22 protein-coding genes are annotated in these 25,638 nt (G+C 72.2%); 8 read left to right on the forward strand and 14 right to left on the reverse strand.

Annotated features, from left to right (window positions below):
- Positions 1-375: 375 nt before the first annotated feature.
- Positions 376-987, forward strand: coding sequence for a dihydrofolate reductase family protein (locus AB0C36_RS34890; protein ID WP_358362303.1), 612 nt, complete (start codon positions 376-378; stop codon positions 985-987).
- Between the two features lie 119 nt (positions 988-1,106).
- Here AB0C36_RS34890 and AB0C36_RS34895 read toward each other — a convergent pair whose 3' ends face one another.
- Positions 1,107-2,153, reverse strand: coding sequence for a TIGR03617 family F420-dependent LLM class oxidoreductase (locus AB0C36_RS34895; RefSeq protein ID WP_358362305.1), 1,047 nt, complete (start codon positions 2,151-2,153; stop codon positions 1,107-1,109).
- A 14-nt stretch (positions 2,154-2,167) separates the two neighbouring features.
- A complete protein-coding gene (locus AB0C36_RS34900; RefSeq protein WP_358362306.1) occupies positions 2,168-3,025 on the reverse strand; it encodes an enoyl-CoA hydratase/isomerase family protein in 858 nt (285 codons plus the stop codon).
- 88 nt (positions 3,026-3,113) lie between these two features.
- Between AB0C36_RS34900 and AB0C36_RS34905 the strand changes: the two genes are divergently transcribed.
- Positions 3,114-3,929 (forward strand): SDR family oxidoreductase, encoded by an 816-nt coding sequence (locus AB0C36_RS34905; protein ID WP_358362308.1) that lies wholly within the window; start codon positions 3,114-3,116, stop codon positions 3,927-3,929.
- 149 nt (positions 3,930-4,078) lie between these two features.
- Here AB0C36_RS34905 and AB0C36_RS34910 read toward each other — a convergent pair whose 3' ends face one another.
- The 4 genes from AB0C36_RS34910 to AB0C36_RS34925 all read right to left on the reverse strand — a co-directional run bounded on the left by AB0C36_RS34910 (position 4,079) and on the right by AB0C36_RS34925 (position 8,175).
- The gene (locus tag AB0C36_RS34910) at positions 4,079-5,215 is read right to left on the reverse strand and encodes a globin domain-containing protein (protein WP_358362310.1); all 1,137 of its coding nucleotides are present in this window, start codon (positions 5,213-5,215) and stop codon (positions 4,079-4,081) included.
- A 150-nt stretch (positions 5,216-5,365) separates the two neighbouring features.
- Positions 5,366-5,845 (reverse strand): MarR family winged helix-turn-helix transcriptional regulator, encoded by a 480-nt coding sequence (locus AB0C36_RS34915; protein ID WP_358362311.1) that lies wholly within the window; start codon positions 5,843-5,845, stop codon positions 5,366-5,368.
- A gap of 234 nt (positions 5,846-6,079) precedes the next feature.
- Positions 6,080-7,003, reverse strand: coding sequence for a cyclase family protein (locus AB0C36_RS34920; protein WP_358362313.1), 924 nt, complete (start codon positions 7,001-7,003; stop codon positions 6,080-6,082).
- Positions 7,004-7,068: 65 nt separating this feature from the next.
- Entirely contained in the window at positions 7,069-8,175 is a 1,107-nt protein-coding gene (locus AB0C36_RS34925) for an alcohol dehydrogenase catalytic domain-containing protein (RefSeq protein ID WP_358362314.1), read from the reverse strand.
- 222 nt (positions 8,176-8,397) lie between these two features.
- Between AB0C36_RS34925 and AB0C36_RS34930 the strand changes: the two genes are divergently transcribed.
- The 3 genes from AB0C36_RS34930 (at position 8,398) to AB0C36_RS34940 (ending at position 12,125) form a co-directional block, all read left to right on the forward strand.
- Positions 8,398-9,771: a S1C family serine protease gene (locus tag AB0C36_RS34930; protein ID WP_358362316.1), complete on the forward strand. Its 1,374-nt coding sequence runs from the start codon at positions 8,398-8,400 to the stop codon at positions 9,769-9,771.
- Positions 9,772-9,942: 171 nt separating this feature from the next.
- Positions 9,943-10,668 (forward strand): response regulator transcription factor, encoded by a 726-nt coding sequence (locus AB0C36_RS34935; protein ID WP_358362317.1) that lies wholly within the window; start codon positions 9,943-9,945, stop codon positions 10,666-10,668.
- The gene (locus AB0C36_RS34940; RefSeq protein WP_358362318.1) at positions 10,665-12,125 is read left to right on the forward strand and encodes a HAMP domain-containing sensor histidine kinase; all 1,461 of its coding nucleotides are present in this window, start codon (positions 10,665-10,667) and stop codon (positions 12,123-12,125) included. The genes AB0C36_RS34935 and AB0C36_RS34940 overlap by 4 nt, the downstream gene beginning before the upstream one ends.
- On the opposite strand, the gene AB0C36_RS34945 is transcribed toward AB0C36_RS34940, so the two are convergent.
- Together AB0C36_RS34945 and AB0C36_RS34950 are read right to left on the reverse strand one after the other, a co-directional pair.
- A complete protein-coding gene (locus tag AB0C36_RS34945; protein ID WP_358362320.1) occupies positions 12,116-13,465 on the reverse strand; it encodes an ABC transporter substrate-binding protein in 1,350 nt (449 codons plus the stop codon). The genes AB0C36_RS34940 and AB0C36_RS34945 overlap by 10 nt on opposite strands.
- Before the next feature lie 3 nt (positions 13,466-13,468).
- Positions 13,469-14,725 (reverse strand): GlnX family signal transduction membrane protein, encoded by a 1,257-nt coding sequence (locus AB0C36_RS34950; RefSeq protein ID WP_358362321.1) that lies wholly within the window; start codon positions 14,723-14,725, stop codon positions 13,469-13,471.
- A 283-nt stretch (positions 14,726-15,008) separates the two neighbouring features.
- On the opposite strand from AB0C36_RS34950, the gene AB0C36_RS34955 reads away from it, so the two are divergent.
- The 3 genes from AB0C36_RS34955 to AB0C36_RS34965 all read left to right on the forward strand — a co-directional run bounded on the left by AB0C36_RS34955 (position 15,009) and on the right by AB0C36_RS34965 (position 19,889).
- Positions 15,009-16,283 carry a bifunctional glycosyltransferase family 2/GtrA family protein gene (locus AB0C36_RS34955; RefSeq protein WP_358362323.1) on the forward strand — a complete coding sequence of 425 codons (1,275 nt, stop codon included), beginning with the start codon at positions 15,009-15,011 and terminating at the stop codon, positions 16,281-16,283.
- Positions 16,284-16,321: 38 nt separating this feature from the next.
- Complete coding sequence (locus AB0C36_RS34960; protein WP_358362324.1) at positions 16,322-18,523, forward strand: ArnT family glycosyltransferase; 2,202 nt, start codon at positions 16,322-16,324, stop codon at positions 18,521-18,523.
- Positions 18,524-18,929: 406 nt separating this feature from the next.
- Positions 18,930-19,889, forward strand: a complete 960-nt coding sequence (locus AB0C36_RS34965) for a helix-turn-helix domain-containing protein (protein ID WP_358362325.1) — start codon at positions 18,930-18,932, stop codon at positions 19,887-19,889.
- 7 nt (positions 19,890-19,896) lie between these two features.
- Here the strand turns inward: AB0C36_RS34965 and AB0C36_RS34970 are convergent, their stop codons facing one another.
- The 6 genes from AB0C36_RS34970 to AB0C36_RS34995 form a co-directional block, all read right to left on the reverse strand.
- Complete coding sequence (locus AB0C36_RS34970) at positions 19,897-20,529, reverse strand: 3-oxoacid CoA-transferase subunit B (protein ID WP_358362326.1); 633 nt, start codon at positions 20,527-20,529, stop codon at positions 19,897-19,899.
- Entirely contained in the window at positions 20,529-21,302 is a 774-nt protein-coding gene (locus AB0C36_RS34975; protein WP_358362327.1) for a CoA transferase subunit A, read from the reverse strand. Before AB0C36_RS34975 ends, AB0C36_RS34970 begins: the two co-directional genes overlap by 1 nt.
- A gap of 108 nt (positions 21,303-21,410) precedes the next feature.
- A complete protein-coding gene (gene fahA / locus AB0C36_RS34980; protein WP_358362329.1) occupies positions 21,411-22,634 on the reverse strand; it encodes a fumarylacetoacetase in 1,224 nt (407 codons plus the stop codon).
- On the reverse strand, positions 22,631-23,515 hold the full coding sequence (locus AB0C36_RS34985; RefSeq protein ID WP_358362331.1) for a hypothetical protein: 885 nt from the start codon (positions 23,513-23,515) through the stop codon (positions 22,631-22,633). The genes fahA and AB0C36_RS34985 overlap by 4 nt, the downstream gene beginning before the upstream one ends.
- Positions 23,512-24,714: a homogentisate 1,2-dioxygenase gene (locus AB0C36_RS34990; protein ID WP_358362332.1), complete on the reverse strand. Its 1,203-nt coding sequence runs from the start codon at positions 24,712-24,714 to the stop codon at positions 23,512-23,514. The genes AB0C36_RS34985 and AB0C36_RS34990 overlap by 4 nt, the downstream gene beginning before the upstream one ends.
- A 160-nt stretch (positions 24,715-24,874) precedes the next feature.
- Positions 24,875-25,495: a MarR family winged helix-turn-helix transcriptional regulator gene (locus AB0C36_RS34995; RefSeq protein WP_358362333.1), complete on the reverse strand. Its 621-nt coding sequence runs from the start codon at positions 25,493-25,495 to the stop codon at positions 24,875-24,877.
- Positions 25,496-25,638: the final 143 nt, after the last annotated feature.

Raw genomic sequence — 25,638 nt, forward strand, 5'->3', positions numbered from 1 at the left:
GTACGGCCCACGGCCGGCCGCGGGGCGGCCCTACGCCGTGCCCTCGCCGCAGCACGGGCCCGCGTACTTGCCGCCGCCTTCCGGCGCCAGTGGCGTGATCTCGATGTTCTTCACGACGTTCATCCTGCTCAGCGCGGGTGCGCGCAACAACCGCAGTTATCGCAATGACCGTTAAGCCACGCTTCACGAACGGGGTCGGTCGGCCGCGTAGCGGGAGTCGTACGGAAGGTCGGGCGAAGAAGTCGGGAAGACGTCGGAAAGACGTCGGGAAGAGGCACGGAAAAAGGTCCCCGGGCACCGATGAGTCCGTGCCCGCGTTGCCGTCCTATCTGATGACACGGCAACCACCACGCACGAACCTTCGGAGGAACCGCCATGAGGAAGATCACCGCCGGCCTGTTCATTTCGCTCGACGGCGTCGTCGAGGCGCCGGACCAGTGGCACTTCCCGTACTTCAACGACGAGATGGGCGAGGCGGTGGGGTCGCTCATGGGGTCGGCCGACACCCTTCTGCTCGGCCGCGAGACGTACGACAGCTTCGCCGGGGCGTGGCCCGGGCGCGAGGCCGAGGGCGGCGACGACGCGGGCTTCGCCAAGTCGCTCGGCGACATGCGCAAGATCGTGGTGTCGAACCGTGCGCTCGAGTTGACGTGGCGCAATTCCGAGCAGCTCACCGGCGATCTCGTGGAGTCGGTCACGGCCCTGAAGAACGAGCCGGGCGGCGACATCTCGCTGAGCGGATCGGTGTCGGTGGTACGTCAGTTGCTCGCCGCCGGGCTGCTGGACGAACTGCACCTGCTGGTCCACCCGATCGCGGTCCGCAAGGGGCTGCGGCTGTTCGACGAGGCGGAGACCACGCTGCCGCTCGCGCTGAAGTCGTCGACCGCGTTCAGTACCGGCGTTGTGCACCTCGTGTACGGCCCGGCCGAGGCGCCCGCGGACGCCGGGTACGAAGAGGCCAAGGCGCACCTCGCGCAGGGCGAGTAGCGAACGGGCACCCCGCCTCCGCGGCGGCGGGGTAGCCGTGCGCGGGTGGTGGTGTGCTCGTCCGTCCGTCCGTCCGGTCCGGGCTCGGGCCGGACGGACGACCGCCACCTGCCTCCGGGCTACTGCGACAGCTTGCGCCAGTCGGCCACCACCGACGCCCAACGCTCCACGTCCGCGGGCGAGTTCCAGGTGCTCACCGCCGAGTACGCGATGAGCCGGTCGGCCGCGCCGCGGTAGCGGTCGGCGAGGGCCGCGGCGAGTTCGTGCCACGGAGCCGAGACGGTCAGCGCGTCGAGCACCTCGTCGCTGATGGCCGCCGCCATGCCGGCGGTGTCCTTCGCCGCGAACAGTCGGTTCAGGGACGGCTGGAGGTCGTCCCAGCCGTGCGTCTCGAACACCTTCGCGTAGCCGGGCGTGGACCCGTAGAACGCGAGGCGCATCCGGAGCTTGTCGCGCTGCGCGGCAATCTCCTCGTCGGTTTCGCCGGTCGCCGTCATGACCGGGACGACCACCGTGACGTCGGCGGCGCTACGCCCGGATCGGGTTGCTCCCGCGGCGAGTTCGGGGCGTACCACCTCGTCGAGGTAGCGGGTGCTGTGCAGCGGGTGCACGTGCAGGCCGTCGCCGATCTCGCCGATCATGCGGAGCATCCACGGGTTGACGCCGGCGAGGTAGATCTCCGGGTCGGGGAGGTCCGTCGGGCCCGGCGACCACTCCGGCGTCATGAGGCTGAACCGGTAGAACTCTCCCTGGTAGCGCAGACGTTCCTCGCCCCGGAAGGCCCGCCAGATGGCACGTACCGACTCGACGTACTCGCGCAGGCGGGGGCCGGGGCGGTCGAACTCGGCGGAGTAGCGGCGTTCGACGTGTGCGCGGACCTGCGTGCCGAGGCCGAGGACGAAGCGCCCGCCGGTCGCCTCCTGGAGCTCCCGGGCGGCGGCCGCGGCGACCATCGGGCTGCGCGCGAACGCGACCGCGATGCCGGTGCCGACGGTGAGCGAGGAGGTGGCGAGCGCGGCGGCGGTCGCGGCACCGAAGGCGGTACGGCCGCCCTCGGTCAGCCACAGGCCGTCGAAGCCGGCGCGTTCCGCGTCGGCGGCGGTCGCGCCCGTCTCGCGCAGGCCCTTGCCCGCGGCCATGACGTCGAGCGGGGGAAGTTTCGACACGTTCGGCTCCTGGTTCACTTGCGTCCGTCCCGTTCCGTCTCCAGCACACGGTCCCACTGCTCGGAGACCCGCGACGTCCAGTCCGGCGTCCGACGCTCCATCCACGCGCGCGGCCCCTCCTTGGCGTCCGGGGTGCCCATCAACAGGCGGTGGTACGCCGTCTCCAACTCCTCGACCCGGTCCCCCGTCCCCGCCTCGTCGAGCCACAGCAGCCGCTTGCTCAGCGCGGACGACAGCGGGTTCACGTTCGCCGCGATGTCGCGCGCGGTCTCCAGTGCCGCGGGCAGCACCTCGTCCGCGGGCAGCGCCCGCGACGCGACGCCGAGGGCGACTGCCTCCGTCCCGAGGAACGTGCGGCCGGTGAGCAGGATGTCGGCGGCCACCGCCTGCGAGGTGGCCCGGGCCAGCGTCCAGTGCGAGCGCGCGTCCGGCACCATGCCGCGCCGCACCTGCGGCACGGCCAGTTTGGCGTCCGTCGCGACATACCGGATGTCGCACTCCAGGGCGATCGTCAGGCCGATGCCGATCGCGTGCCCGTTGACCGCGGCGATGACCGGCTTGCGCACCCGGAAGGCCGGCGGCGAAACCGGCGAGGCGGTGAACTCCCCCGGCGACCTGGGCGCGTCGAAGCTGCCGGACGACGGCGCGATGTCCGCCCCCGCGCAGAACGCGCGGCCCGCGCCGGTCAGCACCACCGCGCGCACGCTGTCGTCGGCGTCGCATCGGGCATAGGCTTCCCCGAGTGCGACGCCCATGCCGCCCGAGAACACGTTCAACCGGTCCGGCCGGTCGAGGGTGATCACGGCGACGCCGTCGGCGATGTCGAGCCGGACCGGCGGCCCGTCCACGGAATTGTTCGCTGTTGTGCCCACCCGGCGACGCTAGGCAGCACTCTTGACCGTGTCAAGCGACGGTTATACGTTGACCGGGCTCCCGCACCACCTCGGAGGAGATGCCCACATGACCAGCCCGTTCAGCTACGCAGGCAAGCGCGTCGTCGTCACCGGCGGCTACTCGGGCGTCGGCGCCGCCCTGGTCGAGCTGCTGACCGACCTGGGCGCGGAGCACATCACGGTCCTGGACGTGAAGGAGCCGACGGGTTCGGCCCACACGTTCCTGCAGACCGACCTGAACGACCCCGCGTCCGTGGACGCCGCCATCGCCGCGATCACCGCCGCCGGGCCGCTGGACGTCCTGTTCAACAACGCGGGGGTGGCCGGCACGCTGCCCGCCCCCGTCGTCTTCGGCGTGAACTACCTGGGCCTGCGCCGGCTGACCGAGGCGCTGGTGGACAACGGCACGATCCGGACGGGCGGCGCGATCGTCAACACCGCCTCCATCGCGGGCTTCGGCTGGGCGCCGCACCTGGAGGACATCAAGGCCCTCATCGCGATCGACGGCTGGGACGAGGCCCAGGCGGAGCTGGCGACGCGCGAGGTCGAGGCGTACTCCTACTCCAAGGAGATCGTGCAGGTCTACACGATGCACTACGCAAAGACCGCTGCCGCCAAGGGACTTCGCGTCAACAGCATCTGCCCGTCGCCGATCGACACGCCGCTGCTGCCGGACTTCCGCAAGACGATGTCCGACAAGGTGATCGACTGGAACGTGTCGCAGGGCAACGGCCGCCTCGCCACCGGCCTGGACGTGGCGCTGGGCCTCGCGTTCCTGGGAGCGGACGCGTCCGTCTTCGTCAACGGCGTGAACCTCAACCTGGACGGCGGCTTCAACGCCAGTCTCACGGTCGGCAACGTCGACTTCTCCGGCCTGGCGTAGCCCCGGCACAGCGCCTGGCGCCGGCGTGGCACATGCCCGCCGAACTCCGGCAACCGACGGCCCCCGGCCGCCCGTTCGCGATCAGAGACCCGGTTCCGGGCGCCTGATCCAGGGCACCGGGGGCCGCTGCAGGAACCAGTCCGCGGGCGTCATCGGGCGGGACGCGCCGACCTCCTCGGGCTGCGAGTCGTACCGGATGCGCTCCGCCGGGAGCCCGCCGAGGCCGCTGAGCCACGAGCGCGCGACCCCGACCATCCCGGCCGGCCCGGCAAGGTACGCCTCCGTCTCCGGCCCCGGGAAGTGCCGCCGCAACGCGACCGGCAGTTCGTCGCCGGGACGGTCCCGCGCCGACAGGATCGCCCACGCTTCAAGGCGCGGGCAGCGGTGCAGCAACTGCTCGACGGCCGCCGCGTCGTAGACGTCGTCGCTGCCGCGCGCCGCGAGCAGCAGTGTGGCGTGCCGGTCGGGGCAGCGCAGCGCGTAGTCATCACGAGCGCCTTGACCGCTCCCCAGCCGGTCCCGCCCGCCACGAACAGCAGCGGCCTGCCGCTGCCTTCGACGAGGGTGGTGGTACCCATCGGCATGCCGAGGCGCAGCCGGTCGCCGACCGTGACGCGGTCGAGGAGCAGGTTCGAGACCGCGCCGCCCGGGATCCGGCGCACGTGCAGGTCGACGGTGTTGTCCGGCCTCGGCGCGTTGGCGATGGAGAACTGCCGCCATACGTTGCGCACTTCGGCCTCGTGCAGCGTCAGGCTCAGGTACTGTCCGGCCCGGAAGGGGTAGTCCGGCTCGACCTGGAGCGTGAACGTCGCGACGGTCGGCGCGGGCCGTTCGCGCCGCAGCACCTTGGCGTCCCACACCGCGGGCTCCCCCGCCGCCTCCGCCTGCCGTGCCGCCTCGACCATCACACTCGCGAGGACGTCGTACGCCGCCTTCCACGCGGCCTCGACCTCGGCACTCCACGCATCGCCGGAGAAGAACCGGATCGTCGCCACGAGGCTCTGCCCGACCGCCGGGTAGTGCGCGGCCACCGCACCGAACCGCCGGTGGTCCGCCCCGAGGCCGCGCAGGAACGGCACCAGCACGTCGGGGTCGTCCACGTGTGCGACCGCGGCGGTCAGCGCGCCGAAGAGCCGGTCGCGCTGGTCGGCCATGTCGTCCGGGAACAGGCTTCGTACGCCCGGGTGTTCGCGGAAGAGGCGGGCGTAGAAGTACTTCGCCATCCGGTCCGCGCGGCGTTCGACGATGGCGAAACTGTGGCGCAGGACTCGGGGGTCGAGGGTCACATCCCGCGATGCTACGGGCAACTGCCCGTTGCCGCATGAACGTTCGGTTGTCCGCCCGGCAAAATACCCGGATGGCCTTGGCTCGGCCGGGCCTGGCCACCGGTGGTCGCGGTGGCTGCGGGACGGATGCCCGCCCGGGAACCCCGGGCCTCAGGCCGTCTCGTCCTCCACGGTCGCGTGCAGCTCGGTCGCCGCCATGTCCTCGACGAAGCGGTTCAGGAGCACCGCGAACGCCGCACGGTCCTCCTCGCTCCACTTCGACAGCATCTCGTTCAGATGCTGGTCCATCACCGATGTGAGGCGGCGCCGGACCGCGTCCCCGCGGGGCGTCAGCGACACGAGGCTGACCCGGCCGTCGTCGGGGCTCGGCGAGCGCTTGACGTAGCCCTCGCGCTCGAGTTGGCCGACCTGCCGGGCGGTGGCGCCCGGGTCCATGTTGGTCAGCCGGGCGAGCTCGCCCATCGGAAGCGGGCCGGCCTTCTTGACGCGGCGCAGCAGCACATACGCGGGCTGCGAAATGGTGGCCCCGGCGACCGCTGCCTGGCGCGCGTAGACTCGGCGGCTGGCATTGCGGCGGAAGAGGGCTTCCAGTGCCCGCTGGATCGCGTCGACATTGTCGGTGGAGTTCACGATGCCATCGTACCAGTACTTGACTTCGTCAATTTAATAAACCGATTTCCGGAACGTTACACCGGACCGGGTTATCGCCGTACGCAATCCCCGGCGGCCGTCTCGGTCTCGACGGAGGAAACGAGACCGAGACGGCCTGTCGGTCACGGTACGCCGCACGGGTCATTCCGTCCGGCACACCGAAAATTCGGGGCCCCTGCGAACCATCTCCGAACTATGGCAGCGCCCGACCGTTCAGACAATGGCAACCGGGTTGATGGGGCTCCCCGTTGCCCCGGTCACCGGGAGCGGTGTCACGGTCAGCAGACACGACCACGTGCCGGCCTCGGCCATCCCGGCGGCGAGGTCGCTCAGCCACAGGTGCTCCATGAGCGGTACGCCGGACTCCACGAGCAACGCGATGTGCACCGCGAGGAACGTCTCGGCGTCGAACGGGATGACCTCGATCGCGCTGTTGTCCGCGCCGACCGCGCTGATGTCGTGGTCGCGGATGTAGGAGACGGCGTCGAGCCCGAGTCCCGCCTGCGCGAACGACACCTCGCGCCCGGCGGAGGTCTCGGTGCGCCAGTTGTCCAGGTGGCCGGTGCGCACCAGCAGCGCGTCGCCCGGGCGTACCTCGACCCCCTGCGCCTCGGCGCATCCCTCCAGGTCGGCGCGGGTGATGGTGGCCCCCGGCTCCAGGAATTCCACACCCTGGTGCCGCGGCAGGTCGAGCAGCACCGCGCGCGTGGCGAACGCGCCCAGCTTCTCGATGCCGCAACGCTCGGCACCCGTGTGGGTGCGGAACGTCGACGCGTCGAAGCCGTTGTAGAACTTGCCCCGGTGCTGCACGTGGCACAGCGCGTCCATGTGCGTGATGCTGTGCGACGCGATGACCAGGACGTCCTCGTTCGCCCCGACCTCCTTGCCGCCGGGGAAGTCGTCGAACATGTTGTCGGTCTGGCTGGTCAGGGTCAGCCGCTGGGGCGCGCCCCGGTAGTCGAAGATGGGCGCGCCCTCACGCTGGATGGGCAGGCCGAGCGCGTACGCCTGACCGGTCCGCACCTCGTGCGCCGCCGCGGCGACGCCCTTGGGCTCGATCAGGTTGAGCGTGCCGCGCTCGTCCTCGTCACCCCAGCGACCCCAGTTGCCGATGGCCGTGCCGGACTGCTGTTCCATCTGATCCTCCCCGAAGCTCGGTGGAACGCGTTCTCACCACTCGGACACGGCCGACCGGAACCCGGTCAGAAAGCGAGTACGCCGCGCGCGATGCGGCCGTTGTGCATGTCGTCGAGAACGTCGTTGAATGCGTCCGACGGATAGACCTTCGACACAAGCGCGTCGAGGTCGAACTTCCCCTGCCGGTAAAGCTCGACGATCGCCCGGATGTCCTCGTGCGGCCGAACACCGCCGGCCCGGGTGCCCAGGATTCCCCGGTCGCACTGGAGAAGGTTGGCGATGCGGATGTTCGCGGTGGCGGTCTGCGAGGGCTGGCCGACGGCGATCAACGTGCCGCCCCAGTCGAGGGCTTCGAGGGCGTTCTCCAGAACCGCCGGAACACCCGTGCACTCGAAGATCCAGTCGACGCCGCCCGCGCCGAACGTGCCGACCTTCTGGTCCTCGCTGTACGGGAACAGCGTGCGGATCTCGTCGGCGGCGTCGACGCCCTTGCCGGCCTGCACGAAGTCGGTCGCGCCGAACTGCCGGGCCAGGTCGAACTTGCCGGGCACGGTGTCGATGCCGACGACCCGCCCGGCGCCCTTGAGGCGCAGCGCCTGCACCGCGGCCAGCCCGACGCCGCCGAGCCCGATGACCGCGGCGGTCTGACCGGGCAGCACGTTCGCGCGGTTGAGCACCGCGCCCGCGCCGGTCACCACGCCGCAGGGCACCAGGCACGCGGAGGTCAGCGGCACGTCCTTGGGGATCGTGACGCACTGGATCTCCTTGACGAGGGTCATCTCGGCGTACGTCGAGGCCCCCGCGAAGTTCCACACCGGCTCGCCGCCGATCGAGAACGGCGTGCTGCGGTTGCCCAGCGTCTGGCGGCAGCGGTTGGGGTGGCCGGTCTGGCAGTAGCGGCACATGCCGCACGCCGCGATGGTGGTGATCACCACGTGGTCGCCCGGCACGACGGCGGTGACGCCCGCACCGACCTTCTCGACTATGCCCGCGCCCTCGTGGCCGAGCACCGCGGGGGCGGGCCACTCGATGACGCCCTCCAGGACGCTCACGTCGCTGTGGCACACACCGGTCGCGGCGATCCGTACGAGGACCTCGCCGGCCTCGGGGTCGCGCACCTCCACGTCGTCCCGAGTCTCGACACCCTTGTCCGTGTGCAGGATCGCGCGCATGTACTTCTCCTCCTAGCCGATCGGCCCCCGGAGATCCCCAGGCGACCGGCTCCGATTTAGCCACCGGCCCCTGCAAGGGTCAAGGGCGTCCGTCACCCGACATCGGGGAGTGGGCGCAGGTGGCGGGCGGGGTGGCCGCGAGGCGGGCACGGCCCGGAGATTGAGGCGACACTTCATGGCGCGCTCAGCGGATTCTCAGAAACCGGGCCGAAGCTCTGATGCATGGACACGACACCACGGAACCCCGGTCAGGACCCGTACGCCGATGGGGCGTCTGAGGCTGCTGTGCCGCAGGAGGCGGCCTTCGGCGCCGCCCCCGCATCGCCTCCGCCTCCGGCCCCCGTCGAGGGGGCCCCGATATTCGTCATCGACTCGCCGACGCCCGGCGACCACGCGGCCGCGGGTGCCGCGGGTGCCGCGGGCGACGGGGCCGCGTGGGGCAAAGCTCCGACGGGCGGGGCCGCGGCGGGTGGAAGCGTGGCAGGTGGAAGCGTGGCGAGTGCGGGCGTGGCGGCCGGTGAGGGCTCGGTCGGCGGTACGTCTGCCCCTGGCGCACCGGCCGGGCCCGACTCGAACTCGAACTCGAATCGGACCCCGCACCCGCACCCGTTCAGGGCGTACCCGCTCGGACCGCCGCCGGTCGGCCCGGGGGCCGCGGACGGCACCGAGGGCACGGCTGCCGGTACGTCCGGCCCGGCCGACACGACCGGCTCGTCCGCGAAGCGGCCCTCGCTCAAGCGCCGCGGCGTGGCCCTCGCCGTCGCGGCCGCGCTCGCCGCCGGGCTGCTCGGCGGCATCGCGGGCGGCTGGGTCGGCGGCGAGTTCGCCGACGACTCGCCGTCCGCCACCTACACGGCCACCGGCAGCGCGCCCGTGCAGTCGGTGGCCGACATGAATGCCACCGGTATCGCCGCGGTCGCCAAGGCGGTCCTGCCGAGCGTGGTCGAGATCAGCGTCACGACGCGCCGCACCTCCTCCAGCGGCTCCGGCCTCGTCCTGAGCGCAGACGGCAAGATCCTCACCAACGCCCACGTCGTCGAGGGTTCGGACGGCGGGACCATCACCGTCAAGTTCACCGACGGCCGCACCGCCGAGGCCACCGTGGTCGGCACCGACAGCGCCAGCGACCTGGCCGTCATCAAGGTCGACGGCGTCGACAACCTCAAGCCGGCCACCCTCGGCGACTCGGACTCGGTCGCCGTCGGCGACTCGGTCGTGGCGATCGGCTCCCCCGAGGGCCTGACCAACACCGTGACGTCCGGGATCGTGAGCGCGCTGAACCGTGAGGTGACCGTGCCGTCGTCGGACTCCGGCCAGGGCAGCGGGCTGCCGTTCGGCGGTACCGCCGAAAGCGCCGACCAGTCGGACGGGACGACGTACCACGCGATCCAGACCGACGCCTCCATCAACCCCGGCAACTCCGGCGGGCCGCTGCTGGACATGAACGGCCGCGTCATCGGCATCAACTCGGCCATCTACTCGCCGACCTCGGGCGCGCTCGGCGGCGACGCGGGCAGCGTCGGCCTCGGCTTCGCGATCCCGGTCAACCAGGTGAAGGCCCTTCTCGGCGACCTGGAGTCCGGTGCCAAGGCGTGAGTGAACGTGCGAGCCGAGCCGCGACACACCGCCCCGGCACCGTGCGCCCTCCGGCGCACCGGTGCCGGGGCATGGCAGCGTGAACCACCGGACACCGCGGCCGCCCACCACGCGCCCGCGGCCACGCGCCCGACAGGAGATCCCGTCCCCGATGAATCCCGTGAGTCCCCGATGAGCGGCCCCGCGCCCGGCGCCCGGATCCTGGTCGTCGACGACGAGCCGGCCGTACGCGAGGCGCTGGAAAGCAGCCTCCGCTACGAGGGCTACACCGTCGCGCTCGCCCCCGACGGGCTCGCCGCGCTCGACGCGCTGGAACGCGAAGTCCCGGACCTGGTGATCCTCGACGTGCTCATGCCGCGCATGGACGGCCTCACGACCGCCCGGCGGTTGCGCGGACGCGGCGAGACGGTGCCGATCCTCATGCTCACCGCGCGCGACGCGGTGGGCGACCGGGTCACCGGGCTCGACGCGGGCGCCGACGACTACCTGGTCAAGCCCTTCGAGCTGGACGAACTGTTCGCCCGGGTACGCGCGTTGCTGCGGCGCAGCGCGATGGCCGGGGCGGTTGGCGAGACGGCGGACGACGCGGTCCTGGAGTTCGCCGACCTGCGCATGGACACCCGGTCCCGAGAAGTCACCCGTGCGGGACGGACGATCGAGCTGACACGCACCGAGTACACGCTGATGGAACTGCTGCTGACGCACCCGCGCCAGGTGCTGACGCGCGAGCAGATCCTACGCAACGTCTGGGGGTTCGACTTCGAACCGTCCTCGAACTCGCTCGACGTGTACGTCATGTACCTGCGCCGCAAGACCGAGGCGGGTGGCATGCCGCGCCTCGTGCACACCGTGCGCGGGGTGGGCTATGTGCTGAGAGCGCCGGAGGGTTCGTCGTGAAGCGGCGGCTGCCGCTGCGTGCCCGGCTCGCCATGATGACCGCCTCGGCCGTCGCCATCGCGATCATCGGTGCGGCCATCGCCTGCTGGTTCCTGACCAGGGACCAGTTGATGCACCAGATGGACGAAGGACTCAAGTTGACCCGCGTGGGGGTCGGGCCGGAACTCAGCCGCCTGATCTACAAGCCCGCCGGGTGCACGTTTGAACAGGACGTGACTCGTTCGCCCGCCCCTTGGCTGCTGGACGAGAACAACAAGATGGCGCGGGCACCCGAGATCCGGCAATACCTCATGGCGGACGGCACGGTGTGTACCGACCCGTCGTCCTACCGGGTCCCCGTCAGCCAGGCGGACATCGACGTGGCCCAGGGCAAGTCCCGTGAGGCCCTGCACACCGCGACGGCGGAGGATGGAACGCGCGTGCGCGTCCTCACCCGTAGCGCCCCGCAAGGCGAGCTGCAACCCGATGGTCCGGCCCCGATGCCGTTCACGGCCACCAGCGTGGCCCGGCCCCTCACCGAGATCGACGAATCCCTCAAGAACCTCGGCATCCTCCTCGGGATCGTCTCCGGCATCGGCATTCTCGGAGCCGCGACGACCGGTGTCCTTGTCGCCCGGGCAGCCCTCAAGCCCGTCGACAAGTTCACGGACGTCGTCGAGCACATCGCACGCACCGAGGACCTCGACACGACCATCCCCGTCGAGGGCAAGGACGAAATCGCCCGCCTCGGAACGTCGTTCAACGCCATGACGAGCGCGCTCAAGGCGTCCCGCGAGCGGCAGCAGCGGCTGATCGCCGACGCGGGCCACGAACTGCGCACGCCGCTGACCAGTCTGCGCACCAACACCGATCTGCTGCTGCTCAGCGAGGAGCAGAACCGTCCACTGCCGACCTCCGACAAGCAGCGGCTGCTGCGCAACGTACGCGGGCAACTCCGGGAGCTCTCGGGACTGGTGATCGACCTGCTGGAACTGGCCCGCCCCGATCGGGCGCGCAACGCTCCGACGAGCGGTGTCGCGGCCCTGCACACGGCCGTCGGGAACGCCGTCGAGCGTGCCCGGCTCCGCGGACCCGAGGTGGAGTTCGCCGTCGATCTGGAACCGTGGCACGTGCGGGGTGAGGAACAGGAGTTGGAGCGCGCCGTGCTCAACCTCCTCGACAACGCCGTCAAGTTCGGACCGCCCGACGGCGTGATCGACGTGAACCTGCGCGACGGCGAGTTGACGGTGCGCGACCACGGACCAGGCATCGACCCCGCGGACGCGCCGTACGTCTTCGAGCGGTTCTGGCGGTCCACGAGCGCCCGCGCCCTGCCCGGCTCCGGCCTTGGGCTGGCGATCGTGGCCCGCACCGTGGCGGAGAGCGGCGGCACGGTCGGGCTCGAACCGGCCGAGGGCGGCGGTACGCTGGCCCGCGTCCGGCTCCCCGGGACCGGCAGGGCGCCGGGTCAGGCGTAGGCCGCGAGCCTCGCCTGCTCGAGGTCCTGAAGGATCGCGTCGAGGTCCGCGGGGTTGGCGACAAAGGCCAGGACCGCACGGTGGAACGCCCCGCGCATCGGCCCCGGCATCCGGTCCGACGCGTCGAAGCGGATCGCCTCCGCGTCGGCGAGCGCCTTGCCGAGCCGCTGCGCGACCGGCTGCGACGGGTACGCGGTCGGCGGGACGCCGCGGTTCGCGCTCAACGCCCCCTCGCGCACCCACAACGTCTGCGCCTCGGTGCCGGCCAGGTAGGCGATCAACTCCCGTGCCGCCGGGGTGTCGTCGAACATCGCCATCACGTCGCCGGCCACTTCGCGCGCGGGCGCGCCGGGACCGGCTCCGGAGGCTACCGGCGGCGAGAAGGCCGGGAAGGGCACGAAGTCGTAGTCGACGCCCGGCACCGGTCCGCCGGGGGCGGCCGCGTACCAGCCCGCCGCGAACGACGCCTGGTGCTCCAGGCCGCAGCCCGGCTCGGCGGCGACGAGATCGGCGCCCGCCCGGTCGTAGGGCGTCAGCAGCGCGCGCATCGGTCCGCCCGACCCGGTTCCGGTGCCGGTTCCGGTGCCGCCGTCAGCGCCGACGGCGAGCAGGTCGCCCCATGTACGCCAGGCGCCGCGGATCTGCTCCGACGTCCACTCCAGTTCGCCGTCCACCCACCGGTCGTAGACCGCCGGGCCGTAGCGGGACAGCACGATGTCCTCGATCCAGTCCGTGCCGGGCCAGCCCGAAGCGGAGCTGGACGCGAGGCCGACGCACCACGGGCGGATGCCGTCCCGGGCCAACGCCTGCGCCACCGAGGTCATTTCGGACCAGGTGGCGGGCGGCCGGAGGCTGCGTTCGGAAAGCGTCCGCGGGTCGTACCAGATCAGGCTCTTCAGCGCGGCCTTCACCACGACCGCGACGCGCTTGCCGCCGACCCGGCCCAGGGTCACCCAGTCCGCCGCGTAGTCCCGGTCGCTCGCCGCGAGCCCGGGCAGGTCGTCCAGCGCGACCAGGCGGCCCGCCTGGGCGAACCGGATCAGGTTCCCGGGCGAGGAGAGCGCGGCGAGGTCCGGGGGCGTGCCGTCGTCGACGCGGGCGGCGAGCACGGCGTCGACGTCGCGGGTGCCCTCGTACACCACGTCGATGCCGGTTCGCTGCTCGAACGGCGCCACGACCCGCTCGAAAGCGGTCGCCTCGGCGCCGGTCCAGGTGCCGAGCACCGTGACCGTCGGGCGGTCGTCGTCGCCCGCGCACGCCACCACGCCCGTCGCACACGCCGCGAAGGCGACCAGGAGCGCGGTGCGGCGGCGCAACCGGGCACGTATCCGGAATCCCACGGCTCAGCCCCCCGTCCGGTATTCGTCGTACCTGCGCCACAGCCCCCACAGCCCCGCGGCGAGCATGCCGGTGCACAGCAACGGGCCGCCCAGGCCCAGGCCTTCGTCGTCGGCGGCCTCGGCGAGCCGCCGCTCGGTGTCGAGGCGGGCCGCGGCGATGGCGTCGGCGATCCCGTTGTCCGCGGCGGCGGCCACCACAGTAAGCGTGCCGGTGCCGCCGCCGATCAGGAGTTGCACGGACCGTTCGTCCCGGGGCGTCAGGTCGATGCCGTCGGGTTCGGGCCCGAAGCCTCTGCCGCGCAACTGGGCGACGATGCCCGCCATTTCCGCCGCGCGGGTGCGTACCGTGGCCTCCGGGAGGGCCGGGTCGGCGAGTTCGCGCAGCGCCACGTCCGCGGCGGCCCGGTGGTCCACGCCGACCCCGCGCGTGACCAGCGCCAACGACTCGGCTCCGACCACGCGCTGCACGGCGGTTCGGGCCTGCCACAGCTCCGCCAGGCGGGTCACCCCGGGGCCGGCCGCGGTGTCGATCCGGTCGCGCGTGCGTGCGGCGTTCGTGAGGTCCCATACCGACAACGCGAGCAGCGCCGCCAGGGCCAGCAGCAACGGCAGGTTCAGGTGGCGGCGGAACCGGCGCCGCAGGTACCACAGGGTTCCGACGAGCAGCAGCAGTGCGGCGACCGCGCCGACCGCGAGCGGCACGGCCGCGACGGTCGAAGTCCAGTAGCCGTCCCGCGTGTCGCGGATCGCGGCGAGTTCGGTGTCGCGCAACTCGGCGACGCGGGCCAGGATTCCGGTGCCGGGCGCGTGCAACAGGTCGGAGGCGTAGGCGATCCCGGCGACCGCCTGCGGTCCCTCGCGTCCGGACTGGGCCATCCCGACGAGGCCGGTGAACTCGATGATGAGCCCGTCCACGGCGCGGAGCCGGGACAACGCGCGGTCGGAGCCGTCCATGCGCTCGCGGGCGTCCGCGAGGGCCTGCCCGGCGGTCTTGACCGCGTCCTGGTAGTCGGTGCCCGGCCCGGTCAACGGGAAGGCCCCGGAGGCCAGTTGGCCGACCGCGGCCCGGTCGGCCTCGGTGAGCGCCTCGGCGACCTGCTCCAGCGCCAGGACGGCGGGCAGGCGCCGCTCACGCAGGTTGTCGGCGTCCTCTCCGGCCTGCGCCACCCGGGTCCAGGTTGCCGCCGCCACCAGGAGAACGGCGGACACGAGCAACATCGCGAGCACCCGCAGTCGTTGCGGTGTCGTGCGAGGCATCATGGAGCGGGCTCCCCTCGGCCGGTCCCCCACCTTAGGAAGCCGCAGCCCGGGAAGCCACACGGCACTCCCCGTTGACGCGGCGCTACTGATCGTGTAAGTCCGGATCGTTGGGCCGGGAGGCGCCGGTACAGCGTGCGCACCGGCCCCGCGCACCGGCCCCGCGCTCCGCACCGCACGCATCGCCACGTCCCGTCCCGTGTCGTCCCGTCTCGTCCCGGCATTCTCATCCGCCGTTAAGGATCGGCTCAGGCGCCTCCCAGCCCCCGCCCCGAGCGTGGGGCCCATGAACCACTCGCCCGCACACTCGACAGCACTGGACACCGGTGCCGGGACGGACGAACCGCCCGGCGTACCGGCGCACTCCGCACCACGCCGCCAACGACTCGTGGACGTGGTGGTGCCGGTCTACAACGAGCAGCACGTTCTGGCGCGGAGCGTCACCCGGCTGCACTCCTACCTGCTGGCCGAATTCCCGTACGCCTTCCGCATCACCGTCGCGGACAACGCCAGCGTCGACGACACCTGGGCGGTCGCGTCGCGGCTCGCCCGGGAGTTGCCGCACGTGCGCGCCGTGCACCTCGACCTCAAGGGGCGGGGCCGTGCGCTGCGCCATGTCTGGGCCGCGAGCGACGCGGACGTGGTGGCGTACATGGACGTCGACCTGTCCACCGACCTCGACGCCTTCCTGCCCTTGGTGGCGCCGCTGCTGAGCGGGCACAGCGACGTGGCGATCGGCAGCCGACTGTCTCGCGGCTCCGCCGTGGTCCGCGGCCCCAAGCGGGAGTTCGTGTCGCGCACGTACAACCTGCTGCTGCGCACGACTCTGGCGGCACGGTTCTCGGACGCGCAATGCGGTTTCAAGGCCGCGCGCAGCGACGTCGCGCGGGAGCTGCTGCCACTGGTCGAGGACGAGGCGTGGTTCTTCGACACCGAACTCCTGCTTCTCGCGCAGCGGTCCGGCCTGCGCATCCACGAGGTCCCGGTGGACTGGGTGGACGACCCGGACAGCCGCGTCGACGTGGTCCGCACCGCGGTGGACGACCTGCGCGGCATGGCCCGGGTGGGACGCCGGATCCTCGCCGGGACGTTCCGCGCCCCGATGTCCGCCCGGACGCAGGCCGCCCGGCTGCCCACCGGCATGCGCCGGCAGTTGCCGCGCTTCGCGGTGGTGGGGGTGCTCAGCACGCTGGCGTTCATGGGCCTTTACGCGGTGCTGCGCACCGGCATGCCGGCCCTGGCCGCGAACGCCCTCGCGCTGCTGGTCACGGCCGTCGCCAACACCGCCGCCAACCGGCGCTTCACCTTCGGGGTCCGCGGGCGGTCGAACGCGCTGCGCCACCAGGCCCAGGGCGGCATCGCGTTCGCCCTCGGGCTCGCGGCCACCAGCCTCGCGCTGGGCGGCCTGCACCTGTTCGCCCCCGGTGCGTCGCGGGGCGTCGAGCTGACCGTACTCGTCCTGGCGAACGCACTCGCGACACTGGTCCGCTTCCTCCTGCTGCGCGTATGGGTGTTCCGCACCGCCGCGCGGCCCGACACCACTGCCGAGGTCTCCAAGTGACCACGACCCATCCCGAACACACCGCGACCGTCCCGAGATTGACGGCACCTCAGATCGCCCGCGACCGCAGCGCGCGGTTCGTCCGGGGCAACGAGGCCGATCCGCGCTGGGTCCGCCCGTCGCTGCTGGGGCTGCTGCTGCTGACCGGGGTCCTCTACATCTACAGCCTCGGCGAGTCGGGCTGGGCCAACTCGTTCTACGCCGCCGCCGTCCAGGCGGGCAGCGAGAGCTGGAAGGCGATGTTCTTCGGTTCGTCGGACGCGGCGAACTTCATCACCGTGGACAAGCCTCCGGCGTCGCTGTGGGTGATGTCGTTGTCCGCCCGGGTCTTCGGCATGAACTCATGGAGCATGCTGGTGCCGCAGGCGCTCGAGGGCGTGGCCGCGGTCGGCCTGCTCTACCTCACGGTGCGCAGGCGCTTCGGGCCGGCCGCGGGGCTGGTCGCCGGCGCGGTGATGGCGTGCACGCCCGTCGCGGCGCTGATGTTCCGGTTCAACAACCCCGACGCCCTGCTCGTGCTGCTGATGGTGGCCGCGGCGTATGCGGTGCTGCGCGCCCAGGAGACGGCGTCGACCAAGTGGCTGGTCTGGGCCGGGGTGTTCCTCGGCTTCGGCTTCCTGACCAAGATGATGCAGGCGTTCGTCGTGGTCCCCGCGTTCGCCGTCACCTACCTGTTGTTCGCGCCGACCGGGTGGTGGCGCCGCGGCCGGCAGCTCCTGGCCGCGGGCGGCGCGCTGATCGCGTCGGCGGGCTGGTGGATCCTCACCGTGGAGCTGTGGCCGGCTTCCTCGCGCCCGTACATCGGCGGCTCGCAGGACAACTCGATCCTCGAACTCACCCTCGGCTACAACGGTTTCGGGCGCCTCAACGGCGAGGAGACCGGCAGCGTGGGCGGCGGCATGGTGACCTTCCCGAACGGCGCGACGCCCGAGGCGGGCAACATGCCGACGATTCGAGGCGGTTGGGGGGAGACCGGCTGGGACCGGATGTTCAACACGGAGAACGGCGGGCAGATCGCCTGGCTGATCCCGGCCGCCCTCGCGCTGGCGCTCGCCGGCCTGTGGGTGACGCGCCGCCGGGCGCGGGTCGACGGCCAGCGCGCGGCGTTCGTGCTGTGGGCCGGCTGGCTGGTGACGACGCTCGTGGTGTTCAGCTACATGAAGGGCATCTTCCACGCCTACTACGACGTGGCGCTCGCCCCGGCCGTGGGCGCGCTGGTCGGCATGGGCGGCGTGCTGCTGTGGCAGAAGCGCCGGTCGTGGAAGGCCGCGGTCTTCCTGGCCGCGACGGTGGCGGGTTCGGCTTGGTGGGCGTACGTCCTGCTGGACCGCACGCCCGACTTCCACCCCTGGCTGCGGTACGCAGTCCTTGTGGCGGGCGGGCTCGCGGCCGTCGCCCTCCTGGCGACGACCCGGTTCGCGGCCCGCACCGTGGCGGTGGGCGCGGCCGGACTGACGCTCACCGCGATCCTGGCGGCACCAGTCGCGTACTCCGTCGAGACGGCCAAGACCCCGCACGAGGGTTCGATCCCCACGGCCGGTCCGGCGGGCTTCGGCGGTCCTGGCGGGCGCGGCGGTCCGGGCCGCGGCGGAGGCCCCGGGCTGTTCCTCGTCGGTCCCAACGGCCAGGCCGTCCAGGCGCCGAACGGGCAGATGCCCGGCGGTCAGGCTCCGAATGGGCAGGCACCGGGCGGCCAAGCGCCGGGCGGGCAGGTCCCCGGAGGCCAGACGCCCGACGGGCAGAACGGTTCGCCGGGTGCCCCGCAGGGCGGCACCGGTCAGGACGGCGCCCGACAAGGCGGTCCGCAGGGCATGCCGAACGTGCGGGGCTACAACGGCGGCCCCGGCAACAGCCCGGCAGGCGGCCTCCTCGACGGCAGCAAGCCGAGCAAGGCGGTCACCGACCTGCTCGAGAAGAACGCCTCGGACTACACCTGGGTGGCGGCCGCGGTCGGCTCCAACAGTGCCTCGGGATACCAACTGGCGACCGGAGAGCCGGTCATGGCGATGGGCGGCTTCAACGGCAGCGACCCGGCGCCGTCCCTCGACCAGTTCAAGGAGATCGTCGCGGACGGCAAGGTGCACTACTTCATCGGCCAGGGCAACGGGATGTCCATGACCCGCATGGGCGGCAGCGGCGCCTCGGAGGAGATCGCGAAGTGGGTCGCCGACAACTTCACCGCGCAAACCGTGGACGGCACCACGCTGTACGACCTCACCCAGCCGAAGTCGGCGGTCTGACGGGTCGTCACCCGACGGGGTGAAATCGGCGGACGAACCGCCATGCGTGGGTCGCGGTCCGGGGGCGGACCGCGACCCACGTGCGTCCTACGGCGCCTCCCCCGGTCAGGCAAGCCCCTTTCCACGCGCGGAGCGGGGCCTGGAGGCGGCGACGGACGCGATTCGAGGGCCGCCACGACCGCGCGGCCCGCCGACGGACACGCCCGATCCGCCACCCGGCGAGCGTCGGCGTTTCCGACCATACGGGCCGGATTCGCGGTCTACTGGGCTGTGCACGCACACTTGTCGGCTGCGCGTGCATCAGGCCGCGCACCCCGCCGTCGGGACTCCCGGCCACGGCCGGTCGGACCCGCCCGGCACCGGGAACGTCCGGATCACGGGGGCGCCTCGTTCGGAAGGGTGTGCGATGACCGTCCTCATCGACACGACGGAACTACCCGTCGCGGAAAGGGTCGACGCGGTGTACACCGCGATGGTCGAGGCTGTCGCGCCTTGTTACGTCATCCATGAGGCACCCGCGCACACGCTGCACACACGCGTCGAGGAATGGCAGCTCGGCGGGGCCCGCGTGCTGCGCACCTCGTCCTCGGGCTTCCGGCTCCTGCGCACCCCCAAGCAGTCCCGCAAATCGATGTCGCCGATGATCGCATTATCGGTGCAGACCCGCGCGGCCGGCCGCCATGTGCAGTACGCCGCCGAACAGCTGGTACCGCCGGGCGGGTTGATGATCGCCGACCTCAGTGCCCCGTACGACTTCTCGTGGTCCGGCGCGGGCGGCGCCGCGACGCTCCAGGTGCCGATCGACCAGCTGGGCGTGCCCGTCGACGTCATCCGCCGCGCCATGACCCGGCTGCCGGCAAGTCCGGTCTACAACCTGGTGATCGAGCACGTGCGGCGCATCACCGCCGAGGCGGCGCTGCTGTCCGACGACGCCGGAGCCTTGGAACTGGGCTCCGCGAGCATCGAGTTGGCCCGCGCGCTACTCGTCTCCGCCGGCCGCTCGGGCGCATCGGGACGCCCCGTCCTCGCCGAGATCCTGCTCACCCGGGTCCGCGAGTACGTACGCGCCCGCCTCACCGACCCCGATCTGTCCCCCGAATCCGTCGCGGCCGCCCACAACATCTCGGTCCGCTACCTGTACAAGATCTGCGCCCAGGCCGGCTTCAGCCTCGAACAGTGGATCATCGGCGAGCGTCTGCGCGGCGCCCGCGACGAACTCGCGGACCCGGCCGCCGCCACGCGTACCGTCGCGGTGATCGCCCGCCGCTGGGGCTTCAGCGACCCGACCCACTTCGGCCGCCGCTTCCGGGCCGCGTACGGCGTCACCCCGAGCGCCTGGCGCAGCCGGGCCGGCGACGAGAGGTAGCGGCGGGTCAGCGGGTGCGGATGTCGGGGGTGGTCTTGGCGCGGAGTTCGGACTCGGTGACGTCGGGGGCGAGTTCGACGAGGTGGAGGCCGTCCGGCGCGACGTCCAGGACCGCGAGGTCGGTGATGACGCGCTGGACGCAGGCGCGGCCGGTGAGCGGGAGTGTGCACTCCTCGACGATCTTGTGGCTGCCGTCGCGGGCGACGTGCTCCATGAGCACGATGACCTTGCGGGCACCGTGGACCAGGTCCATGGCCCCGCCCATGCCCTTGACCAGGCTGCCGGGCACGGCCCAGTTGGCGAGGTCACCGCGCGCGGACACCTGGAGCCCGCCGAGGATCGCGGCGTCGATGTGGCCGCCGCGGATCATGCCGAAGGCGAGGGCCGAGTCGAAGGTGCTCCCGCCGGGGAACAGCGTGACGGTCTCCTTGCCCACGTTGATCAGGTCCGGGTCGACGTCGTGCACGGCCGGGTACCCGCCCACCCCCAGCAGGCCGTTCTCGGACTGGACGACGACCTCGACGCCGGGCGGAACGTGGTTGGGCACCAGGGCGGGCAGTCCGGCGCCGAGGTTCACGTACGTTCCGTCGGTCAGTTCGGTCGCCGCGCGGGCCGCCATCTGGTCGCGGGTCCAGGCCATCAGCGCGGCCCCGCCGGAACGGCGCGGACGGTGCGCTTCTCCAGGTGCTTGTCGGCCGCCTGCTCCCAGGTGAGGGGGACGACGCGCTGCACGAACACGCCAGGCAGGTGGATCTCGTCGGGGTCGAGTTCACCGGGCGGGACGATCTCCTCGACCTCGGCGACGGTGACGCGTCCGGCCATCGCCGCGAGCGGGTTGAAGTTGCGGGCGGAGCGCTCGAAGACGAGGTTGCCGTGCCGGTCGCCGCGCGCGGCGCGGACGAGGGCGTACTCGGTGGTGATGCCGTGTTCGAGGACGTAGTCGACGCCGTCGAAGGTGCGGACCTCCTTGGGCGGCGAGGCGACCGCCACGCCGCCGTCCGGGCCGTAGCGCAGCGGCAGGCCGCCCTCGGCGACCGGGGTGCCGACGCCCGCGGGCGTGTAGAAGGCAGGGATGCCGCAGCCGCCGGCCCGCAGGCGTTCGGCGAGCGTGCCCTGCGGGGTGAGTTCGAGTTCGATCTCGCCGGCCAGGTACTGCCGGGCGAACTCCTTGTTGTCACCCAGGCAGGAGCCGGTCGCGCGGGCGATGCGGCCCGCGCCGAGGAGCAGTCCGAGCCCCAGGTCGTCCACGCCGCAGCTGTCGGAGACGACGGACAGCGCGCCCGTGCCCTGCTCGTACAGCGCTCGGATGAGTGCGGACGGGATGCCGCAGAGCCCGAATCCGCCGACGGCGATCGTCGCGCCGTCGGCTATGTCCGCGACCGCGTCGGCCGCCGAGGCCACCACCTTGTTCATGGGATTCCCCTGCCGGATTCCTGTCGTCGAATGTCGCCTTCGGCGGGCTCGCGAGACACCCGCCGACGGCTACCCGCCGACGGACGCCTGCCGCCGAAGTCCGGTGCGTCAGCCGCGCGTCGGGACGACGCGGCCGGCCACCTCGCCGAAGCCGATGCGGGTGCCGTCCGGTCCCGGCGCGGTCGCGGTGACGACGACCTCGTCGCCGTCCTCCAGGAAGGCGCGCGTGGACCCGTCCGGCAGCTTGACTGGCTCGCGGCCGTTCCAGGTGATCTCGATGAGCGCGCCTCGCTGGTCCACCTCGGGCCCGCTGACCGTGCCCGAGGCGTAGAAGTCGCCGGTACGCAGCGACGCGCCGTTGACCGTCATGTGCGCGAGTTGCTGCGCGGCGGTCCAGTACATGGTGCGGAACGGCGGCCGCGAGACCGTGTGTCCGTTGAGTGCGACCTCGATCGCCAGGTCCAGGCCGCCGGGTTCGCCCGCCCGGTCGTCGAGGTACGGCAGCGGCTCGACGTCGCGCGCGGGTGGTTCCACCCATGCGTGGGCGAGCGCGTCCAGCGGCACGACCCACGGGGAGACGGAGGTGGCGAAGGACTTGCCGAGGAACGGGCCGAGCGGCACGTACTCCCACGCCTGGATGTCCCGCGCCGACCAGTCGTTGACCAGGAAGACGCCGAAGGCGTGGTCGCGAAAGGCGCTTAGGGGCACCTGCGTGCCCATTTGGGTGGGCGTGCCCACGACGAAGCCGACCTCGGCCTCGATGTCGAGGCGCAGGCACGGGCCGTAGGTCGGGGCGGCGTCGGCCGGAGCCTTGCGTTGGCCCGACGGGCGGACGATGTCCGTGCCCGACACCACGACGGTTCCGGAGCGGCCGTGGTAACCGATGGGCAGGTGCTTCCAGTTCGGTGTCAGCGGTTCGGCGTCCGGCCGGAAGATCCGGCCGATGTTGCGGGCGTGGTTCTCGGACGCGTAGAAGTCCACGTAGTCGCCGACGGCGAACGGCAGCCGCATCGCCACGTCCTGGCGGGGCGTCAGGTTCGCCTCGACCTCGCGGCGGTACGCGGTGTCGGTCAGCCAAGCGGTGATCTCCGCGCGCACGGTGGTCCACACCGCGCGCCCCGCGGCCATGAGCGGGTTGAGGTCGGCCGCGGAGAGGACCGGGGCGTGGTCGGAGCCGGTGGCCTGGGCGACCGCCCCGGCGTCGAGCACGTGGTCGCCGATCGCGACGCCGATGCGCGGCGCCGGGTCCTCGGTCGTGGTGTGGACGCCGTACGGCAGGTTGCCGATGCCGAACGGGTGGTCGGCGGGGACCGCGAGCCAGGTGGACGTCACGGGGTGTGCTCCTTCGGGTCCGCGGGCAGGGCGATCAGGCCCAGGGCGACGAGGTCGGCGAGGGGTTCGGCGATGCTGCACGAGCCGAAAGCGGTGAACGCGGCCCGGTATTCGGCGCCGTGCGCGGCGGCGGTACGGCCGGTCCGCTCCGCGACGACGGCCGGGTCGGCCTCGCCCAGGGCCGCGGCGATGCTGTGCACGACCGGTGGCAGGCCGGCCGCCTGGTCGGCCTGCGCGATGCGCAGCGCGGTCAGGACGTTGAGGAAGCCGTGGTGTCGGAAGCCGGTCACGGGGTCGGTGTGGCGCACCGCGTTGTGCAGTCCGGCGGTCAGCTTGAAGGGCAGTTCGCGCGCGACGCATCCGGAGAGGAACGCGGCGAGGCGGCCGTCCTCGGGGAACGCGTCGGCGACCGTGCCGCCGGTGCGGAACTTGGCGCGGTGCCGGGTCTCCGCGATGGCGTCGAGGGCGTCCGGCATGCTCTCGTCGGCGGCGACCTCCACGGCTCCCGGAACGCCCTCGGGCAGGTGTTCGTGGTACGCCCGGACGATGTCGGCCGGGTCGCCGGCGGCCTCGACGCCGGCGAGGACGAGTCCCGGCGTCTCCAGCACGATGCGTACCGCGTCGCCGACGGCCGCCGCGCCGCCCGCGACCACGACGCCCACCCGCAGCGGGCGTTCCGGGTCGGCGAGGGCCGCGAGGTCGGCGGTGCGGGCGGAGCCGACCAGGAACTGGCCGACGAGGTCGGCGTACCAGGCGGCGCGGTGCGCGTGGTGGGCCTCGACCGCCTCGGCGAGCGGGAGGTTGCCGGGCGGGAAGATGGCGGCGTCGTCGACGAGTTCGGTGAACAGCGGGGGGATCACGGCGGGTTCTGGCGGGTTCATCGGGCGGGCCCCCGTCCGGACCAGGTCCAGGCGTACCCGGGGTCCTCGGCCGCCGTGCCGCCCTCACCCAGTTCGAGCGGGCGGAAGGTGTCGACCATGACGGCGAGTTCGTCGAAGAAGTCGGCGCCGATGCTGCGCTCGTACGCCCCCGGCTGCGGGCCGTGCGCGTGGCCGCCCGGGTGCAGGGAGATCGAGCCCTGCCCGATGCCGGAGCCCTTGCGGGCCTCATAGTTGCCGCCGCAGTAGAACATGACTTCGTCGGAGTCCACGTTCGAGTGGTAGTACGGCACCGGGATCGAGAGCGGGTGGTAGTCCACTTTGCGCGGCACGAAGTTGCAGACGACGAAGTTGTTGCCCTCGAACACCTGGTGTACGGGCGGGGGTTGGTGGACCCGCCCGGTGATCGGCTCGAAGTCGGCGATGTTGAAGGCGTACGGGTACAGGCAGCCGTCCCAGCCCACCACGTCGAAGGGGTGCTCCGGGTAGGTGTAGCGGGTGCCGACCGGGCCGCCGTGCGCGCCGCGGTGCTTGACCAGCACGTCGACGTCGGCGCCTTCCGCCGTCAGGGTCTCCTCGGGGCCGCGCAGGTCGCGCTCGCAGAACGGGGCGTGTTCCAGGAACTGGCCGTACTTGGAGAGGTAGCGGCGGGCCGGCGCGATGTGGCTGTTGGCCTCGATGCAGTACGCCCGCAGTGGCTCGTCGCCGGTGGGCACCCACCGGTGCGTGGTCGAGCGCGGCAGCAGGACGTAGTCGCCCTGGCCGACGGTGAGCGCCCCGAAGACCGTCTCCACGAGGGCGGTGCCGGACTCGATGTAGACGCACTCGTCGCCGAGCCCGTTGCGGTACAGCTCGCTGGGGGCGCCCGCGACGACGTACGAGATGCGCACGTCGGCGTTGCCGAGCACGAGGCGCCGGCCGGTGACGGCGTCGGCGGCCTTCCACTCCTGCCCGGGGAACAGGTCGTGGAGCTTGAGGTGCCGCGGCTTGAGCGGATGGTTGGGGGCGGTGGCCTGGTCGGGCAGGTCCCACACGCGCGCGTCGACGATCGCGGAGGGGATGCCGCGGTGGTAGAGCAGCGAGGAGTCGGAGAAGAAGCCCTCCTCACCCATCAGCTCCTCGTAGTACAGGCCCCCTTCCGGGGTGCGGTGCTGGGTGTGCCGCTTGGGCGGCACGGACCCCAGTCGCCGGTAGTAGGCCATGACTCACACCTTCGTCCTCGTCGCCGGGTGCCGGTCTGCGTTGTCCCGTTCCCGGCATCCGCGGGATCCAATCGGATCACTCTGTAAAACCTTTTACTATTTCTAGCACCGGGTTCGCGGCCTCCGCCAGCCTCGCGGAACGGCGATATTGGTACCGCGGTCAGTCCCTGCGCCGCACCCAGTCGCCTGTCGCGTGCGCCGCGACCTTGCCCAGGAGCTCGACGAACGTCGCCCGCTCGGCGTCGGTCAGCGCCTCGGCCCACTGCCGCTCACGGGCGTTCTGCGCGCGGTAGGCGGCCGCCAGCGCGCCCTCTCCGGCCTCGGTGAGCCGCAGGGTGACCGCCCGGCCGTCGTGCGGGGCGGGCTCGCGCGCGACCAAACCCTGCTTCTCCAGCGTGTTGGCGAGACTGGAGATCGCCGCACGGCTCATCCCGGACATCTCGGCGATGCGCTTGCCCTCGGTAGGCCCGGCCAGCCACAGCACGTTGAGCAGCCGGAAGGCCGACCAGGTCCAGCCCTGCGGGCGGTGCACGGCCGACTCCAGGTCGTACGTCACGACGTTCGACACCCGGTTGATCAGCAGGATCATCCGCAGCGCCTCGGTGTCGATCCCCGGCTGGCGGCGCGCCGCGCGCCGCACCGCGAAATCGACGAACGAGAGGAAGTCGACGCCGTCCGCCTCCCCCGGCGCGGCCGACGCGGGCGCGGCCCCGGTCCGGGGCGCGGTCGGGTGAGCCGGCGAGGCCGGCGACGACGGGGATGACGCGGGAGGGTCTGGCACAGCGTCAGGCTACGCGCAGCCCACACCCCGGCGGGATCGAACACACAGCCCTAAGGGTTGTCCCGTAAATGATCTCGGTTGTCGGAGTGTGGCGGCTTGATTCGCCGGTCATCCGGCGAGGGTGAGGTTGTGCAGGCGGGCGA

It is taken from the genome of Streptodolium elevatio, from assembly GCF_040649515.1.
GTDB lineage: Bacteria > Actinomycetota > Actinomycetes > Streptomycetales > Streptomycetaceae > Yinghuangia > Yinghuangia elevatio.

Bases quoted from the DNA above. Each gene is read 5' to 3' on its own strand.
- AB0C36_RS34905 (WP_358362308.1), top strand. From the start codon at position 3,114: ATGACCAGCCCGTTCAGCTACGCAGGCAAGCGCGTCGTCGTCACCGGC.
- AB0C36_RS34890 (WP_358362303.1), top strand. From the start codon at position 376: ATGAGGAAGATCACCGCCGGCCTGTTCATTTCGCTCGACGGCGTCGTC.
- AB0C36_RS34935 (WP_358362317.1), top strand. From the start codon at position 9,943: ATGAGCGGCCCCGCGCCCGGCGCCCGGATCCTGGTCGTCGACGACGAG.
- AB0C36_RS34965 (WP_358362325.1), top strand. From the start codon at position 18,930: ATGACCGTCCTCATCGACACGACGGAACTACCCGTCGCGGAAAGGGTC.
- AB0C36_RS34920 (WP_358362313.1), bottom strand. From the start codon at position 7,003: ATGGAACAGCAGTCCGGCACGGCCATCGGCAACTGGGGTCGCTGGGGT.
- AB0C36_RS34985 (WP_358362331.1), bottom strand. From the start codon at position 23,515: ATGAACCCGCCAGAACCCGCCGTGATCCCCCCGCTGTTCACCGAACTC.
- AB0C36_RS34975 (WP_358362327.1), bottom strand. From the start codon at position 21,302: ATGAACAAGGTGGTGGCCTCGGCGGCCGACGCGGTCGCGGACATAGCC.
- AB0C36_RS34950 (WP_358362321.1), bottom strand. From the start codon at position 14,725: ATGATGCCTCGCACGACACCGCAACGACTGCGGGTGCTCGCGATGTTG.
- AB0C36_RS34990 (WP_358362332.1), bottom strand. From the start codon at position 24,714: ATGGCCTACTACCGGCGACTGGGGTCCGTGCCGCCCAAGCGGCACACC.
- AB0C36_RS34930 (WP_358362316.1), top strand. From the start codon at position 8,398: ATGGACACGACACCACGGAACCCCGGTCAGGACCCGTACGCCGATGGG.
- AB0C36_RS34955 (WP_358362323.1), top strand. From the start codon at position 15,009: ATGAACCACTCGCCCGCACACTCGACAGCACTGGACACCGGTGCCGGG.
- AB0C36_RS34925 (WP_358362314.1), bottom strand. From the start codon at position 8,175: ATGCGCGCGATCCTGCACACGGACAAGGGTGTCGAGACTCGGGACGAC.
- AB0C36_RS34970 (WP_358362326.1), bottom strand. From the start codon at position 20,529: ATGGCCTGGACCCGCGACCAGATGGCGGCCCGCGCGGCGACCGAACTG.